We start from the raw sequence: 18,021 nt of genomic DNA on the forward strand, positions 1-18,021 counted from the left end.
CTCGGCAGGACGAGGCGCGGCGTCGCCGGGGTCGGGACCGGCGTCTGCACGGCCTGCGGGGTGGTCGTGCGCGGGCTCAGGCTGAACCCGTCCAGGCCGCTCGTCGAGGGGCGGGGGGCGGCATCACCATCCTGGGGCGCGGTCTGGGCGAGGGCGGGCCCGGCCAGCATCGGAGCGAGCACCGGCGCCAGCGTCAGGGCAAGGAGGCGCGCGATGCGACGCGGCCCGGACGATGTCATGAAAGGCATTCCTCGTGGTAACTATAATCTTCACCGGCCGCTCGGGCTACCGGCCCGACCGCTAAGCCGTGCCCGGTAGGACCGGCGGATGCAACCCCTTGTGTACCGCCATATGCGGCCAATATATGGCAGAGCGGGTTGGCGCGGGAACTTTCCCCGCGTGGGCGCGTGTCCCGGTTTGACACCGGGGGGTATCGCCCTTATATCGCGACCATCCACCACAATCTTCGGGAAATGATGCGCCTTCGCGCAGCGTGTCGGTCGAATGGGAGATTGTTGGTTCAACGGACGCCGGATGCCGCCGCACATCGATGCGAGCGGCCTTTCGGCGTCTGTCGTTGCGTCTCGCCCGGAGGCATCCGGGCAGTGATTTACGGCTGACGAGGCAGACAGACCCATGGCAACCAAGGCGATCGACAGCGGCTCCGCCCCCCGCAAGGGCGATGGCGGCACCGCCAAGCGGCGTATCCGCAAGGTGTTCGGCGACATCCACGAAGTGGTGCAGATGCCGAACCTGATCGAGGTTCAGCGCGAAAGTTACGAACAGTTCCTGCGTTCGGACAAGTCCACGGGCCATGTCTCGGGGCTGGAAAAGACGCTGCGCAGCGTCTTCCCGATCCAGGATTTCGCCGGCACCGCCTATCTCGACTTCGACGATTACGTCCTCGAAGACCCCAAGTTCGACGTCGAGGAATGCCGCCAGCGGGGCATCACCTATGCCGCGCCGATGCGCGTCACGCTGCGCCTGACCGCGTTCGAGGTCGATCCCGATACCGAAGCCAAGTCGGTCATCGATATCAAGGAGCAGGACGTCTACATGGGCGACATGCCCCTGATGACGGAGAACGGCACCTTCTTCATCAACGGCACCGAGCGCGTCATCGTCAGCCAGATGCACCGTTCGCCGGGCGTGCTGTTCGACCATGATCGCGGCAAGACCCATGCCTCGGGCAAGTATCTGTTCGCCGCGCGCGTGATCCCGTATCGCGGCTCGTGGCTGGACTTCGAGTTCGACGCCAAGGACATCGTCAACGTCCGTATCGACCGCAAGCGCAAGCTGCCGGTGACGGCGCTGCTCTATGCGCTGGGCATGAACTCGGAAGAGATCCTCAACTATTTCTACAACCGCCTGACCTTCGTCCGTGGCGACGGCGGCTGGAAGATCCCGTTCCAGGCCGAGAATTGGCGCGGCGCCAAGCCGATGTTCGACATCGTCGATGCGAATTCGGGTGAGGTCGTGTTCCCGGCCGGTCAGAAGATCAGCCCGCGTGCTGCGAATAAGGCCGCCAAGGACGGCCTGTCGCAGCTGCTGATCCCGACCGAGGAAATCTTCGGTCGCTATTCGGCCTATGACCTGATCAACGAGCAGACCGGCGAAATCTATGTCGAAGCCGGTGACGAGATCAGCGCCGAGAATCTGGAAGCGCTGGACAAGGCGGGCGTCGACACGATCGAACTGCTCGACATCGACCATGTCGCGACCGGCCCGTGGATCCGCAACACGCTGAAGGCCGACAAGGCCGAAGAGCGCGAGCAGGCGCTGTCGGACATCTACCGCGTCATGCGCCCCGGCGAGCCGCCGACGCTGGAGACGGCGGAAGCGCTGTTCGCCGGCCTGTTCTTCGATCCCGACCGCTACGATCTGTCGGCCGTGGGTCGCGTCAAGCTGAACATGCGCCTCGACCTCGACTGCCCGGACACGGTGACGACGCTGCGCACCGAGGACATTCTGGCGGTCGTCAAGACCCTGGTCGACCTGAAGGACGGCAAGGGCGAGATCGACGATATCGACAATCTCGGTAACCGTCGCGTGCGCTCGGTGGGCGAGCTGCTGGAGAACCAGTATCGCGTCGGCCTGCTGCGCATGGAGCGTGCGGTCAAGGAGCGCATGTCGTCGGTCGACGTGTCGACCGTCATGCCGAACGACCTGATCAACGCCAAGCCCGCGGTCGCCGCGGTGCGCGAGTTCTTCGGTTCGTCGCAGCTCTCGCAGTTCATGGACCAGACCAACCCGCTGTCCGAAGTGACGCACAAGCGTCGCGTCTCGGCGCTCGGGCCGGGCGGTCTGACGCGCGAGCGTGCGGGCTTCGAAGTCCGCGACGTTCACCCGACCCACTATGGCCGCATCTGCCCGATCGAAACGCCGGAAGGCCCGAACATCGGTCTGATCAACTCGCTGTCGACCTTCGCCCGCGTCAACAAGTACGGCTTCATCGAGACGCCGTACCGCAAGGTGATCGACGGCAAGGTCACCGACGAGGTCGTGTACCTGTCGGCGATGGAAGAGCAGAAGCACACCGTCGCCCAGGCCTCGGCCGCGACGGACGAGGAAGGCCGCTTCGTCGAGGATCTGGTCTCGGCGCGTCAGGCGGGCGAATTCCTGATGGCGCTGCCCGATCAGATCACCCTGATGGACGTGTCGCCCAAGCAGCTCGTCTCGGTCGCCGCCTCGCTCATTCCGTTCCTGGAAAACGACGACGCCAACCGCGCGCTCATGGGCTCGAACATGCAGCGTCAGGCCGTGCCGCTGGTGAAGGCGGAAGCGCCCTTCGTCGGCACCGGCATGGAAGAGACCGTGGCCCGCGACTCGGGTGCAGCGATCGCGGCGAAGCGTGCGGGTATCGTCGACCAGGTCGATGCGGCACGTATCGTGGTGCGTGCGACCGGTGAGGTCGATGCGGGCAAGTCGGGCGTCGACATCTACACGCTGATGAAGTTCCAGCGTTCGAACCAGTCGACCTGCATCAACCAGCGTCCGCTGGTGAAGGTGGGTGACGTGGTCAACGCCGGTGACGTGATCGCCGACGGTCCCTCGACCGAGTTCGGCGAACTGGCGCTGGGCCGCAACGCGCTCGTCGCGTTCATGCCCTGGAACGGCTACAACTATGAGGACTCGATCCTCATCTCCGAGCGGATCGTGAAGGACGACGTGTTCACGTCGATCCATATCGACGAGTTCGAAGTCATGGCGCGCGACACCAAGCTCGGGCCGGAAGACATCACTCGCGACATTCCGAACGTGGGCGAAGAGGCGCTGCGCAACCTCGACGAGGCCGGCATCGTCTATGTCGGGGCCGAGGTGGAGCCGGGCGACATCCTGGTCGGCAAGATCACGCCGAAGGGCGAATCGCCGATGACGCCGGAGGAAAAGCTCCTCCGCGCCATCTTCGGTGAAAAGGCCAGCGACGTGCGCGACACCTCGCTGCGTCTGCCGCCGGGCGTGGCCGGTACGATCGTCGACGTGCGCGTCTTCAATCGTCACGGCATCGACAAGGACGAGCGCGCGATGGCGATCGAGCGCGAGGAGATCGAGCGTCTGAAGAAGGACGCCGACGACGAGCGCACGATCCTCAACCGGGCGACCTGGAGCCGCCTGCGCGAGATGCTGCTCGACCAGACCGCCACCGCCGCGCCCAAGGGCGTCAAGAAGGGCATCGTCATCGACGCCGAGGTGCTGGAATCGGTCGATCGCCACGAATGGTGGAAGTTCGCCGTCGCCGACGATGCGCGCCAGAGCGATCTGGAAGCGGTCAAGGCGCAGTATGACGAAGCCGCCAAGCGGATCACGGACAAGTTCCATGATCGCCGCGACAAGCTGGAACGGGGCGACGAGCTGCCGCCGGGCGTGCTGAAGATGGTCAAGGTCTTCGTGGCGGTGAAGCGCAAGCTGCAGCCGGGCGACAAGATGGCCGGCCGTCACGGCAACAAGGGCGTCATCAGCCGCATCCTGCCGCAGGAGGATATGCCCTTCCTCGCGGACGGTACGCCGGTCGATCTCGTGCTGAACCCGCTGGGCGTGCCGTCGCGCATGAACGTCGGTCAGATCTTCGAGACCCACCTCGGCTGGGCGGCGCGCAACCTGGGTATGCAGGTCGCGGCGCAGCTCGAGGATTGGCGCGAAGCCAATCCGGATGCCAAGCCGGGCGCGGTGCCGGAAGCGGTCAAGGAACGGCTCGTGGAGATCTACGGCGATCACTACGCCGAAGACATCAAGAACCGTGACGACGAGGAAGTAGCCGAACTGGTCCAGAATATCCGCACCGGCGTGCCGATGGGGACCCCGGTGTTCGACGGCGCGCGCGAAAGCGACGTGTCGGAGATGCTGGAGCTGGCGGGTCTGCACACCTCGGGCCAGTCGGACCTGTTCGACGGGCGCACCGGCGATCAGTTCGACCGCAAGGTGACCGTGGGCATCATCTATATGCTGAAGCTCCACCACCTGGTCGACGACAAGATCCACGCGCGTTCGATCGGGCCGTACAGCCTGGTCACCCAGCAGCCGCTGGGCGGTAAGGCGCAGTTCGGTGGCCAGCGCTTCGGGGAAATGGAAGTGTGGGCGCTGCAGGCTTATGGCGCGGCGTACACGCTCCAGGAAATGCTTACGGTGAAGTCGGACGACGTGGTCGGCCGCACCAAGGTCTACGAAGCGATCGTCAAGGGCGACGACACCTTCGAGGCGGGCATCCCGGAAAGCTTCAACGTGCTGGTCAAGGAAATGCGCTCGCTGGGTCTCAACGTCGACTTGAAGTCGATGGAAGAGGCGCAGGACGACGGGCTCGCCGAAGCCGCGGAGTAAGCCATTCTCCCTCTCCCCGCCGGGGAGAGGGTCGGGGTGAGGGGCGGAGTCTCATCGAGACCATCGCCCGTGGCGACCCCTCACCCAACCCTCTCCCCAATGGGGAGAGGGCTACGAATTGAAAGAGGTTCATCAAGATGAACGAACTGACCAACTTCGCCAATCCGGTGGCCAAGCCGGAAACCTTTGACCAGATTCAGATCGGCATCGCGTCGCCCGACAAGATCCGTTCCTGGTCGTTCGGCGAGATCAAGAAGCCCGAGACGATCAACTATCGCACGTTCAAGCCGGAACGTGACGGCCTGTTCTGCGCGCGTATCTTCGGTCCGATCAAGGATTACGAATGCTTGTGCGGCAAGTACAAGCGTATGAAGTACAAGGGCATCGTCTGCGAAAAGTGCGGTGTCGAGGTTACGGTGTCGAAGGTCCGCCGCGAGCGGATGGGCCATATCGAACTGGCCGCTCCCGTCGCGCATATCTGGTTCCTGAAGTCGCTGCCCAGCCGCATCGGCCTGCTGCTCGACATGCAGCTCAAGCAGCTCGAGCGCGTGCTGTACTTCGAAGCCTATATCGTCATCGAGCCGGGCCTGACCCCGCTGGAGAAGTATCAGCTTCTCACCGAGGACGAACTGCTCGACGCGCAGGATGAATATGGCGAGGACGCCTTCTCCGCCGGCATCGGCGCCGAGGCGGTCCGCATCATGCTCGAAAGCCTCGACCTCGAGGGCGAGCGCGTGCAGCTTCTGGAAGAGCTGGCGACGACCAAGTCGGAGCTGAAGCCCAAGAAGATCATCAAGCGCCTGAAGGTCGTCGAGAGCTTCATCGAATCGGGCAACCGTCCCGAATGGATGATCCTGGAAGTGATCCCGGTCATCCCGCCCGAACTGCGCCCGCTGGTGCCGCTGGACGGTGGTCGCTTCGCGACCTCGGACCTGAACGACCTGTATCGCCGCGTCATCAACCGCAACAACCGCCTGAAGCGGCTGATGGAGCTGCGCGCGCCGGACATCATCGTCCGCAACGAAAAGCGCATGTTGCAGGAAGCGGTCGACGCGCTGTTCGACAACGGCCGTCGCGGCCGCACGATCACCGGCGCCAACAAGCGTCCGCTGAAGTCGCTGTCCGACATGCTCAAGGGCAAGCAGGGCCGCTTCCGTCAGAACCTGCTCGGCAAGCGCGTCGACTATTCGGGCCGTTCGGTCATCGTGACCGGTCCGGAGCTGAAGCTGCACCAGTGCGGGCTCCCGAAGAAGATGGCGCTCGAGCTGTTCAAGCCGTTCATCTATGCGCGCCTCGACGCCAAGGGTCTGTCGATGACCCTGAAGCAGGCCAAGAAGTGGGTCGAGAAGGAGCGCAAGGAAGTCTGGGACATCCTGGACGAGGTGATCCGCGAGCACCCGGTCATGCTGAACCGCGCGCCGACGCTCCACCGTCTGGGCATCCAGGCGTTCGAGCCGGTGCTGATCGAAGGCAAGGCGATCCAGCTTCACCCGCTGGTCTGCTCGGCGTTCAATGCCGACTTCGACGGCGACCAGATGGCCGTGCACGTTCCCCTGTCGCTCGAAGCGCAGCTGGAAGCGCGCGTCCTGATGATGTCGACCAACAACATCCTGTCGCCCGCCAACGGCAAGCCGATCATCGTGCCGTCGCAGGACATGGTGCTGGGCCTGTACTACCTCTCGCTCGAAAAGCAGAAGGAACCGGGCGAGGGCATGATGCTGGCGGACATGGAGGAGGTCCATCAGGCCCTCTTCGCGGGCGCCGTCACGCTCCACACCAAGATCATCAGCCGCGTTCCGCAGACCGATGAGCAGGGCAACCAGTATCTCAAGCGCTATGAGACCACGCCGGGTCGCATGCTGCTGGGCGAATGCCTGCCGAAGAGCCACAAGGTGCCCTTCGACATCGTCAACCGCGTCCTGACCAAGAAGGACGTCGGCGAGGTGATCGACGAGGTCTATCGTCACACCGGCCAGAAGGAGACGGTGCTGTTCGCCGACGCGATCATGTCGCTGGGCTTCCGCCACGCCTTCCGCGCCGGCATCTCGTTCGGCAAGGACGACATGATCATCGCGCCGGACAAGGATCGGCTGGTCGACGAGACGCGCGAGCAGGTGAAGGACTTCGAGCAGCAGTATCAGGACGGCCTGATCACGCAGCAGGAGAAGTACAACAAGGTGATCGACGCCTGGAGCCGTTGCGGCGACCAGGTCGCGAACTCGATGATGAACGAGATCAAGGCGGTCCGGCATTACGAGGACGGCCCGATGGAGGGCCGCGAGAAGCCGATCAACTCGATCTACATGATGGCCCACTCGGGCGCCCGTGGTAGCCCCGCCCAGATCAAGCAGCTTGCGGGCATGCGCGGCCTGATGGCCAAGCCGTCGGGCGAGATCATCGAAACGCCGATCATCTCGAACTTCAAGGAAGGTCTGACCGTCCTTGAATACTTCAACTCGACCCACGGCGCGCGTAAGGGCCTGGCCGACACGGCACTGAAGACGGCGAACTCGGGTTACCTGACCCGCCGTCTGGTGGACGTCAGCCAGGACTGCGTCATCATCGAAGAGGATTGCGGCACCACCCGCGCCCTGGAGATGAAGGCGATCGTGCAGGGCGGCTCGACCATCGCCTCGCTCGGCGAGCGTATCCTGGGCCGCACCACGGCCGAGGACATCGTCAACGCCAAGACCGGCGAAGTCATCATCCCGTCGGGCGTCCTGCTCGACGAGCCGATGGTCGCACGGATCGAGGCGGCGAACACCCAGTCGGTCAAGATCCGCAGCCCGCTGGTCTGCGAGTCGAAGATCGGTGTCTGCGGCAAATGCTATGGCCGTGACCTCGCTCGCGGTACGCCGGTGAATATCGGCGAAGCGGTCGGCGTCATCGCGGCGCAGTCGATCGGTGAGCCGGGTACGCAGCTGACCATGCGTACCTTCCACATCGGTGGCGCGGCGCAGCTGAACGAGCAGTCGAACCTGGAAGCGGCGGCCGATGGTACGGTCGAATTCCGCGACCTGCGCCTGATCACCGATCAGCGCGGCCGTCGCGTGGTGCTGAGCCGTTCGGGCGAAATCGCGATCGTCGACATGGACGGCCGCGAGCTCTCGGTCGACCGTATCCCTTACGGTGCGTACGTGCTGTTCGACGATGGTCACATCGTGTCGAAGGGCGACCGCATGGCCGAGTGGGATCCGTTCACCATGCCGGTGATCACGGAAAACCCCGGTACGGTGAAGTTCCAGGACCTGATCGAGGGTAAGACCCTGACCGAGCAGGTCGACGAAGCCACGGGTATCGCCCAGCGCGTCGTCACCGAGTACCGCGCCTCGACCAAGTCGAAGGAGGATCTGCGTCCGCGCATGACCCTGCTCGACGACAATTCGGGCGAGGCCGGTCGCTACATGCTGGCGCCGGGTGCGACGCTCTCGGTCGAGGACGGGGCGCAGGTGCAGGGCGGTGACGTTCTGGCGCGTGTCGCCCGCGAATCGGCCAAGACCCGCGACATCACCGGCGGTCTGCCGCGCGTCGCCGAGCTGTTCGAGGCGCGCGTTCCCAAGGACTCGGCGATCATCGCCAAGGTCTCGGGCCGTGTGGTGTTCGGCAAGGACTATAAGGCGAAGCGCAAGATCGGCATCCAGCCCGAGGATGGCGGCGAGGTCGTCGAGTATCTGGTGCCCAAGTCGAAGGTGATCGACGTTCAGGAAGGCGACTACGTCAAGCGTGGCGACAACCTGATCGGCGGCTCGCCCGATCCGCACGACATTCTGGAAACGATGGGCGTGGAGCCGCTGGCCGAATATCTGGTCAGCGAAATCCAGGAAGTCTATCGACTCCAGGGCGTGAAGATCAACGACAAGCACATCGAGACGATCGTTCGTCAGATGCTGCAGAAGGTCGAGATCACCGACGGCGGCGACACCACGCTGCTGAAGGGCGAGCAGGTCGATCGCGAGGAAATGGACGCGATCAACGAGAAGCTCGAGCCGAACCAGGCGCGGGCGCAGGGCAAGCCCGTGCTGCTCGGCATCACCAAGGCGAGCTTGCAGACCCGCAGCTTCATCTCGGCGGCGTCGTTCCAGGAGACCACCCGCGTCCTCACCGAGGCGGCGGTCCAAGGCAAGCAGGACACGCTGATGGGTCTGAAGGAGAATGTCATCGTCGGCCGCCTGATCCCGGCGGGCACCGGTGCGGGCATGAACCGCCTGCGCGTGGCGGCCTCCAGCCGCGACGCCGCGCTCCGGGCGCAGCAGCGCAAGCTGGCCGAGGCGATCATCGCGCCGGTCAGCGCCGCCGAAGAACGGGCTGCCGAGCAGGCGCGTTCGGCGCGTGACGCGGGCGGCACCGGCAACGATCCGCTGGCCGAGGTTGCCCCCTCGGGCCACGGCACGGACGCCGATGCCGGCGAGTATCTGAACGACTGATCCGTCTGACGGATCGAAACTGAAGGGCCGCCGTCCGGGCAACCGGGCGGCGGCTTTTTACTGGCACCGACCAACGCTTTGAGATTGACGCCGCCGGCCCCGCATGGCGGAGGATGCGTTGCGACGAAAACGACGGATTTGCGCCGAATGGAGGGTGCGCGAAGCCGTCGCGCGGGAACCGAAACGCCCTCCCAACCATATACGAATATTGGAGAAGATCCCGGACGCGCGCGGGTTATTGGCGTGCCGATGGGACCCCGGAGACCTGAAATGACGTCCCCCGAGATTGACGAAGACTATTTCTACCAACGTGCTGAAACAGAACTAGAATTGGCCCAGAAGGCGACCCACCCGGCAGCGGTTCGAGCGCATTACATCATCGCCAACCATTATCTGGACCGCGCTTACAGCCAGCCCGACGCGAACACGGCGGCCGAGGCGGCGGAGTAACCGAGCGCGTACGGCCCACACCTGATGGGAGAATATCGCAGCCGCCTCGGCCATCCTGGTCGGGGCGGTTTCGTTATGTCGGGTGGGTGGTGAGCCGGGAAGGCTTCTGGCTTGGTCGATGCTGACCGGGGGCTGGCGCATTGCAAGAGTGAGCCTTTGGCTCCCTCAACCTCTCACCCAAGCCACGCTGGCCAGCAGGTTGGGAACTCGACCGGCGGGCAGATTAGGCCCGGATCGGAATGTTCGCTCGACAGGGAGGTGAGGCGGATTTACGCGGCACCGATGCACCGTGAACGATCCGCTCTGCCGTCCGCGACCTTTCCGGCGTCCTATCCCGCCGGACAAAGCCTGGGCGGCCAGGCACGGGCCATGGCGGCGTTGTGGCTGGTCTATCTCGTCGCCATGGCGATCGTCCTCCGCGTGCCGATCATCAGTGGTTTCGATCTCGGTTTCGGTGACCGGGCGGACGGGCTGATCGAGATGACCATCCTCGAACATTGGCGCAATGTCTGGTCGGGCGTGTCGCCGTGGAATGGCGGATTCTACTTTCATCCCTATGACGGTACGCTGGGCTATAACGATGGCTATTTCCTCTATGGCCTGTCCTATTCCTTCTGGCGGTTGTTCGCCGATCCCTTTCATGCCGACACGCTGAATATCCTGACCTTCAAGACGATCGGGTTTTTCGGGGCCTATGCGCTGGTGACACGGTCGCTGGGCTGGGGCCGTGGGGCGGGGCTGTTCGTCGCGTTGTCCTTCACCATCGCGAGCAACATTGCGCTTCAGGCGGTCCATGCGCAGTTGCAGAGCGTCGCGTTGATGCCGGTCGCGATGATGCTGGCCATCGCGTGCGTTCGGGCCGAGGCGATAGGGCGACACGCCCGTGCGCGCTTGTTGGCGGTGGCGCTGGCCGCGCTGATCGCGGCGTGGCTGATGACATCCTATTATATGGCCTGGTTCACGATCTTCTCGGCCTGTCTGTTCCTATTGTGCTGGGCGGTGCTTGGCGACCAGGCGCAGCCCGCCGCGATCATCGCGCTGGTCCGTCGTCATGCCGGGACCATCGCCTGCGGCCTTGGCAGCTTCGCGGTGCTGATCCTGCCCTTCCTCGCCGTCTATCTGCCCAAGCTGCGCGAGACGGGGGGCGAGGGCTATTTCGAGATGCTGGGCTATCTCATCACGCCAGTGATCGACATGGTGAATGTCGGGCCAGACAATTACCTCTGGGGTTGGATGTTTCGTCCGCTGCTGGCGCTGGTGCATCAAGCGCTGCCCGACGATCCGGCGCTGCCGGGCCGGGTGCTGCGCGGCGAGCATGAGGTGGGGTTCCCGCCGATCTTCTGCATCCTGCTGATCGTCACGGCGTGGCGTATCCTGCGTCGCCGTCCGGTGGGGGAGGGGGCGACCGTTTCGGTCGAATGGCGCGCCTTCACGCTGGCGATGATCGTCGGCTGGGCGCTGACGCTGCAATTCTGGATCCTCTCGCCGTGGAACCTGGTCTTCTATCTGGTGCCGGGGGCCAAGGGCTTGCGGGTCGTGTCGCGCTATCAGCTCTGGCTGACCCTGCCGTTCCTGCTGATCGTCGTCTATGCCTGGCGTGCGCGGATGGCGGCCTTGTTGCGAAGCAAGCCCTGGTGGGGCGTCGCGATCGTCACGCTGCTGCTGGCCGAGAATCTGAGCGCCGAGACCGCTGCGCAACTCAGCCGCCGCGAACAGCGCGCCGCGCTCGATGCGATTCCGCCGCCGCCCGCCGACTGCCGTGTCTTCTACGTGGTCGCATCGCGCGCGGGGGAAACGCTCTACGTCAATGCCGAGTTGAACGCGCTCTATCCGCACAATGTCGATGCGATGTTCCTGGCCGAACAGTGGCGGGTGCCGACGATCAACGGCTTTTCGACCTTCAACCCGCCCGACTGGAATTTCGCCGATCCGCTGGCGCGGGATTATGAGGCGCGGGTGACGCGCTATGTCGCGCGGCACGGACTGCGCCAGGTCTGCCGCCTCGACATGCGACAGGCCCGGCCCTGGTCGCGATAGGGGGATGTGATCAGCCGACCGGTCGCGCGCCTTCGTCCGGTGCGGGGCGGCCCCGGTGGATCGAGGGAAGCTCGGCCAGCGTCAATCGCCGATCATGGTTCAGGTCCAGCAGTGCGAAGCGCTTGTCCGCCGCCGCGACGAATTCCTGTGCGGATACACCGCGATTAAAGTTGCTGTCCGCCGAAGCGACTGGTTCGGGTATGTCGAGATAGCTGAAGCGCCCGGCGCCCTGGCGACCCGCCAGGCTGGCCGCCGCGCGCCCGTCGGGCTGATCACCGCCGCCGCCGCGACCGCCGCCCATGCCGCCGCGACCCATTCCGCCGCCCATGCCGCCGCCGCCTCGACGTCCGCCGCCCATTCCGCCGCGTCCGCCGCCGCCACGGCCACCGGCCATGCGCGTACCCCCGCCCGGCCCGGCCACGCGCAGTTCGGGAAACAGTTCGGTCTCATACCATTGCAGATCGTCGGGATCGATCTCGCCGTCCTTGCCGCGATCCAGCACCGCGAAGAAGCGCAGGGCATCCGCCTCGAACTCGGCGGGGGTCAGCGCGCCGTCGCTGTTCGTATCGGCACCGGCGAACCAGCGCCGCTCGCCATCGGGGCCGTGAAAGGGCTCGCCCATCGGGCTGGCGAACAGCGGGCCGCGACCGCCGGGGCGTCCTCCGCCGGGAAAGCCGCCATGGCGTCCGCCGCCCGGCGGCCCCCTGTGCGGCCGATCGGCGGCGCATCCGGCCAGGACGCAACAGAGGGCGAGGATCGCTGCACGCATGATCAAGGGCTTTCCGATGCTGTTCGACAGGTCGGCGGCCCGGGCAAGCGCGTCGCCCGGGCCGGAGGGATCAGCGACGGACCCAGCGGCAGACCTTGACGCGCTTGCCGTGCTTCTTCTCGATCTTGCAGACGTGCTTCTTGCCGTGATGAGGATCAGGGCGCGCCGCGACGGGGGCCGAAACCAGCATGGTGGCGGCCAGCGCGGCCGCGATTGAGGCGATGCTCTTGGAACGGGTCATGCTTCTATCCTGACATGGTCGTGGGAGGGGGAGAGGCATCCCTAGCCGTCAGGTATCTGAAAAGTTTGATCGCGTTGTCGCGAAGTGTCGCAACCGGGACCCTGGCGCGCCCCGCTTTAACAGAAAAGGGCGACCCCCGCGAAGGGGCCGCCCTTATCCTTAGCTCGCCAAGCGAACGGGTGCGGCAGGTTGCCCTGCCGCAGTCCGATTACTTGAGCTCGACGGTCGCGCCGGCTTCTTCGAGCTGCTTCTTGATCTTCTCGGCCTCGTCCTTGGCAATGCCTTCCTTGACGGGCTTCGGAGCGCCTTCGACCAGCGCCTTGGCTTCCGTCAGGCCCAGGCCGGTGATCGCACGGACTTCCTTGATGACGTTGATCTTCTTGCCACCGTCGCCGGTGAGGATCACGTCGAATTCGGTCTTCTCTTCAGCGGCCGGAGCAGCAGCGCCGCCAGCGGCAGGAGCCGCAGCAACAGCAGCGGCGGCCGAGACGCCCCACTTCTCTTCGAGCAGCTTCGAAAGCTCAGCGGCTTCGAGGACGGTCAGCTCGCTCAGCTGGTCAACCAGCGCGTTCAGGTCTGCCATGTTCTTATCTCCAATACGGGCCGTCTAAAATGGCCCGAGTGTGTCAGTTCAATCGTGTACGCCCGAAGATCAGGCGGCTTCCTTGTCCTTGTCGGCATAAGCCGCGAGGACGCGGGCGATCTGCGCCGCGGGAGCCTGGGTGATGGTCGCCAGCTTCGTCGCGGGAGCGACGATGAGGCCGACAATCTTCGCCCGGAGCTCGTCCAGCGAGGGCAGAGTCGCCAGCGCCTGCACGCCTGCGACATCAAGGACGTTCGCACCCATCGATCCGCCGACGATCTCGAACTTGTCGGTCGTCTTGGCGAATTCCACGGCCACCTTGGCGGCGGCCACGGGATCGATCGAGCTGGCGATGCCGACGGGACCCGTCAGCATGTCAGCGACACCGGCATAGTCGGTGCCCTGGGCTGCGATCTTGGCAAGCCGGTTCTTCGAGACCTTGTAGGACGCGCCGGCTTCCCGCATCTTCGTGCGCAGGGCCGTCGACTGGGCGACGGTCATGCCGAGGTTGCGGGTGATGACCACCACACCGACCTCGTTGAAGTTACGGTTCAGTTCGGCGACGGCCTGGGTCTTTTGATCGCGATCCATGCCATTCTCCATGGTTGGAACGACCGCGAACGGTCATCCCGGTTGCTTGACCGGGGGGTGTGACCACCCCTCGGGGTGTCCAGCGATGGGGAATGGGCAACCGACGCGTGAGAAACGCGGGGCAGACCGGGCGGGACCAGCAAGCTGGAGCGACCGGCAAAATCCTTTTCCCCGTCTCGGCAGGAGATTAAGCCAGGGCATATTCCCCGGCACCTGCTGTCTTGGACGGAATCCGAATGAGCGAGCCCATCCGGATGCGGGGGTGCGCTTAGGCGGATCGGCGGCGCGAGTCAAGCGATGCGACAGGATGACGCCGATGTCACCACAGAGTCATCCCTGCGTCACCGACATGACGCGGAAATGAAGCCGGGATGACTTGGTTGGTCGCCAAACGACGGGGCGTGAGACCGCGCCTTCCCCGCGCGGTGCCCGGGGGATCTGCCATGTCGGATATCAACAATCTGGTCGCCTATGACGATGGCGACATCGACACCAACCGTTCGACCAACATCCATATGAGCGACCTGATCGCCACCCGCCTGTCGCGTCGCCAGACGCTGCGCCACGGCGTGTCGGCGATGACCACCGCGCTGTTCGGCGGCGCGTTGCTGGCGGGTTGCGACGACGAGAATCCGCAGGCCGTGACGGCGACCGCAGCGGGCAGCACCGCCAGCGTCGCGGCGGGCCGCCCCGTCACGCTGACCGGCACCGTCGGCAGCGGCAAGGTGGCGAACGTCAACTGGAGCCAGACAGCGGGGCCGTCGGTCACCCTGACTAACGCCAACCAGCTCGTCGCCTCGTTCCGTGCGCCCGCCGTGGCGACCGCGACGCAGCTCGCCTTCAAGCTGGAAATCACCAGCCGCGACGGGCTGGTCACGAACAACACGGTCACGGTGACGGTCACGCCGATCACCCTCGACTTCACCGCCGTGCCGCACAGCCTGGCGGACGTGGTCACCGTGCCCTCGGGCTATAGCGTGACGGTGCTGTATCGCTTGGGCGATCCGATCGCCTCGGGTGTCCCGGCCTATGCGAACAACGGCACCGATACCAATTTCGCGCAGCGTGCGGGCGACCATCATGACGGCATGAGCTATTTCGGGCTGTCGGCATCGGGCAGCAATCCGGACCCGAACAACAGCACGCGCGGCCTGCTGGTCCTGAACCACGAGAATATCAGCGAGCAGTATCTGCATGTGAACGGCATGTCGCCGGCGCCGCGTCCCGCGAGCGAGGCGATCAAGGAGATCGAGTGCCACGGCGTATCGGTGATCGAGGTCACCCGCACGAACGGCACCTGGTCCTATGTCCAGGGTTCGTCGCTCAACCGCCGCATCACCCCCAATACGCCGATGGCGTTCAGCGGCCCGGTCAAGGGCAATGCGTGGCTGAAGACCGCCTATTCGACCGACGGCACCGGCGGGCGGGGCACGATCAACAACTGCGCCAACGGCACCATGGCGTGGCACACCTACCTCACCAACGAAGAGAATTGGGCGGGCTATTTCCGTCGTCTCAGCGGTGACGCGGCGGTGCGGGCCACCACCAATGCGAAGCAGAATGCCTCGCTGGCCCGCTATGGCATCAGCGAGCCGCGCAACGGCAATTATAACTGGGCGACCGCGACCCCGTCCGACCCGTCCAGCACCGTCTTCCGCCGCTGGAATGCGACCGCCGATGCGGCGCTCGCCGCCGACGGCACCGCCGATTTCCGCAACGAGCCCTTCCAGTTCGGCTGGGTGGTCGAGATCGACCCGTTCAACCCTGCCTCCACCCCGCGCAAGCGCACCGCGCTGGGCCGCATGAACCATGAAGGCTGCGAGAGCGGCCGGATGATCGCGGGCGTCCGCCCCGCCTTCTACATGGGCGACGACGCGCAGAACGAATATATCTACAAATTCGTCTCGGCGACCCCGTGGAGTGCCTCGGACGCCAATGCCAGCGATCGCCTGGCGGTGGGCGACAAATATCTCGACAATGGCACCCTCTATGTCGCCAAGTTCAATGCCGACGGCACCGGCCAGTGGATGCCGCTGGTGTTCGGGCAGAACGGGCTGAACGCCTCGAACAGCGTCTATCCCTTCGCCGACCAGGCCGATGTCCTCATCAACACCCGCCTGGCCGCCGACGTGCTGGGCGCGACCAAGATGGACCGGCCGGAATGGACCGCCGTCAACCCGGCGACCGGCGAGATGTACTGCACGCTGACCAACAACAGCTCGCGCAAGCCGGTCGCCTCGGGCAGCAATACCGGCGTCGATGCGGCCAATCCACGCGCCTATGTCGATGCGCCCTCCACCTCGGTCGGCAACCGCAACGGCCATATCATCCGCCTCCGCGAGACGGGCGACACGACCGAGGCGACCAGCTTCACCTGGGACGTCTACGCCTTCGGCGCGGGCGCAGACCTGGATCCGACCAATATCAACCTGTCGGGGCTGGATGCGACCAACGACTTCTCGTCGCCCGACGGCCTGTGGTTCAGCCTGCCGAGCAATGTCGCCGGGCAGCAGACCCCGGTGATGTGGATCCAGACCGACGACGGCGCCTTCACCGACGTCACCAACTGCATGATGCTGGCCGCGATCCCGGGCCGGGTCGGCGACGGCGGCACTCGTTCGGTGACCAGCACCGCCGGAAGCGCGTCGGCGACCGTCACCACCCGGATCGGCAAGGCGCCCGGCGTGACGCTGAAGCGCTTCCTGGTGGGGCCGAAGCAGTGCGAGATCACCGGCATCCACTCGACGCCGGACGGCACCTCGATCTTCGTCAACATCCAGCATCCGGGTGAGGGCGCATCGACGCCGTCCGCCCCGACCAGCAACTGGCCCGACAGCCAGGCGGGCAATGCGGCGGCGACCGTGCGTCCGCGCTCGGCCACCATCGTCATCACCAAGAATGACGGTGGCGTGGTCGCGATCTGATCGGCTGACCGCATATCGAGCCCATCGGGGGCGGGAAGGCGATTGCCTTCCCGCCCCCTTTGTCGTTTGAAGGGCTTGCGAAAAAGGGGAGAGGCATGACGACCACACGGCGCGAGATCATGGTCGGGGCGGCTGCGATCGGTCTGGGGAGTGCTATCGGACCCGCGCTGGCGCAGGGACCGGGCAGCGACCGGCTGATCGCGGGCACCTATACGAACGAGGGCGGCAAGGGGCTGTACCCGATCGTGAACGGTCGGTTGGGAAAGCCGGTCGCGGGGATCGTCAACGCCTCTTTCGGCGTCGGCAACGGCCCCGGCGGCGCCTTTTATCTGCTCCGCGAACAGACCGGCGGGCGGATTGCCGCTTATGGTCCCGGCTGGCGCTCGCGGGGCGGGGCGTCGACCGGCGGCGCGGACCCCTGTCATGTCGCGCTCGACCGCAGCTCGGCCTGTCTGGCGGTCGCCAATTATTCCAGCGGCTCGGTCGCCTTCTACCGGCTCGATCGGCGGACCGGCGCACCGGGCGAAGCGCAGGTCTTCCAGCATCAGGGCAAGGGGCCCAATGCCGATCGCCAGGCGGGGCCGCACGCGCATTGGGTGGGGTTCAGCCCCGACCGCCACTGGCTGCATTCGGTCGATCTGGGGGCGGATGCGATCTTCGCCTATCGCTTCGACCCCGCCGTGCGGACGCTGGCCGAGCCGGTCCTCGCCTGGCAGGCCCCGGCGGGGGCGGGGCCGCGCCATATGGTCCGCCACCCGACCTTGCCGCGCGCCTATGTCGCCTGCGAGTTGCAGACCAAGTTGTTCGTGCTCGACGTCCTGGAGGATGGCCGGTTCCGCACCGCGGGCGAGCGGGCGCTGGTGCCCGAAGGAGGGCCCGCATCCTTCGCCGCGCATATCGCGATCGATCGGGCGGGGCGGACGCTGTACGTCTCCAATCGCGGGGCCAACAGCATCACCGTCTTCGCCCTGGATGCGAAGGGGGAGCCCAAGGCGGTGCAGCATGTCCCGACCGGAGGCGACTGGCCGCGCTTCTTCCTGCTGCGCGAGGGGCGGGGCGAGATGCTGGTGGCGAACGAGCGGTCGGGGACGGTCGTGGCGTTCCGGATCGGGTCGGACGGTCATCTGACCGCGACGGGGCGGAGCATCGCCATCCCCGGCGTGGTGTTCCTGGCCGAGGTTTGAAGA

The 18,021-nt window shown here is 65.5% G+C and carries 11 protein-coding genes; 6 read left to right on the forward strand and 5 right to left on the reverse strand.

Annotated features, from left to right (window positions below):
* A partial coding sequence (locus OXQ33_RS16365) for a hypothetical protein (RefSeq protein ID WP_267435741.1) occupies positions 1–239 on the reverse strand: 239 nt, incomplete at its 3' end.
* A gap of 397 nt (positions 240–636) precedes the next feature.
* Between OXQ33_RS16365 and rpoB the strand changes: the two genes are divergently transcribed.
* The 4 genes from rpoB (at position 637) to OXQ33_RS16385 (ending at position 11,726) form a co-directional block, all read left to right on the forward strand.
* A complete protein-coding gene (gene rpoB / locus OXQ33_RS16370) occupies positions 637–4,815 on the forward strand; it encodes a DNA-directed RNA polymerase subunit beta (RefSeq protein WP_267435742.1) in 4,179 nt (1,392 codons plus the stop codon).
* Between the two features lie 137 nt (positions 4,816–4,952).
* The gene (rpoC, locus tag OXQ33_RS16375; protein WP_267435743.1) at positions 4,953–9,239 is read left to right on the forward strand and encodes a DNA-directed RNA polymerase subunit beta'; all 4,287 of its coding nucleotides are present in this window, start codon (positions 4,953–4,955) and stop codon (positions 9,237–9,239) included.
* Positions 9,240–9,509: 270 nt separating this feature from the next.
* Positions 9,510–9,689 (forward strand): hypothetical protein, encoded by a 180-nt coding sequence (locus OXQ33_RS16380; RefSeq protein WP_267435744.1) that lies wholly within the window; start codon positions 9,510–9,512, stop codon positions 9,687–9,689.
* Between the two features lie 282 nt (positions 9,690–9,971).
* A complete protein-coding gene (locus OXQ33_RS16385; protein WP_267435745.1) occupies positions 9,972–11,726 on the forward strand; it encodes a hypothetical protein in 1,755 nt (584 codons plus the stop codon).
* 10 nt (positions 11,727–11,736) lie between these two features.
* On the opposite strand, the gene OXQ33_RS16390 is transcribed toward OXQ33_RS16385, so the two are convergent.
* The 4 genes from OXQ33_RS16390 to rplJ all read right to left on the reverse strand — a co-directional run bounded on the left by OXQ33_RS16390 (position 11,737) and on the right by rplJ (position 13,910).
* Positions 11,737–12,495 (reverse strand): EF-hand domain-containing protein, encoded by a 759-nt coding sequence (locus OXQ33_RS16390; protein ID WP_267435746.1) that lies wholly within the window; start codon positions 12,493–12,495, stop codon positions 11,737–11,739.
* A gap of 70 nt (positions 12,496–12,565) precedes the next feature.
* Positions 12,566–12,736 carry a hypothetical protein gene (locus OXQ33_RS16395; protein ID WP_267435747.1) on the reverse strand — a complete coding sequence of 57 codons (171 nt, stop codon included), beginning with the start codon at positions 12,734–12,736 and terminating at the stop codon, positions 12,566–12,568.
* Positions 12,737–12,944: 208 nt separating this feature from the next.
* Positions 12,945–13,319, reverse strand: coding sequence for a 50S ribosomal protein L7/L12 (gene rplL, locus OXQ33_RS16400; RefSeq protein ID WP_076711360.1), 375 nt, complete (start codon positions 13,317–13,319; stop codon positions 12,945–12,947).
* A 69-nt stretch (positions 13,320–13,388) separates the two neighbouring features.
* Positions 13,389–13,910, reverse strand: coding sequence for a 50S ribosomal protein L10 (gene rplJ, locus OXQ33_RS16405; protein WP_267435748.1), 522 nt, complete (start codon positions 13,908–13,910; stop codon positions 13,389–13,391).
* Between the two features lie 443 nt (positions 13,911–14,353).
* Here rplJ and OXQ33_RS16410 point away from each other — a divergent pair, with 443 nt between their 5' ends.
* Together OXQ33_RS16410 and OXQ33_RS16415 are read left to right on the forward strand one after the other, a co-directional pair.
* Positions 14,354–16,834, forward strand: a complete 2,481-nt coding sequence (locus OXQ33_RS16410; RefSeq protein ID WP_267435749.1) for an alkaline phosphatase PhoX — start codon at positions 14,354–14,356, stop codon at positions 16,832–16,834.
* Positions 16,835–16,929: 95 nt separating this feature from the next.
* Positions 16,930–18,018 (forward strand): lactonase family protein, encoded by a 1,089-nt coding sequence (locus OXQ33_RS16415; RefSeq protein ID WP_267435750.1) that lies wholly within the window; start codon positions 16,930–16,932, stop codon positions 18,016–18,018.
* Positions 18,019–18,021 lie beyond the last annotated feature (3 nt).

Origin of the sequence: Sphingomonas sp. GM_Shp_1 (assembly GCF_026540895.1) — a bacterium.
GTDB lineage: Bacteria > Pseudomonadota > Alphaproteobacteria > Sphingomonadales > Sphingomonadaceae > Sphingomonas.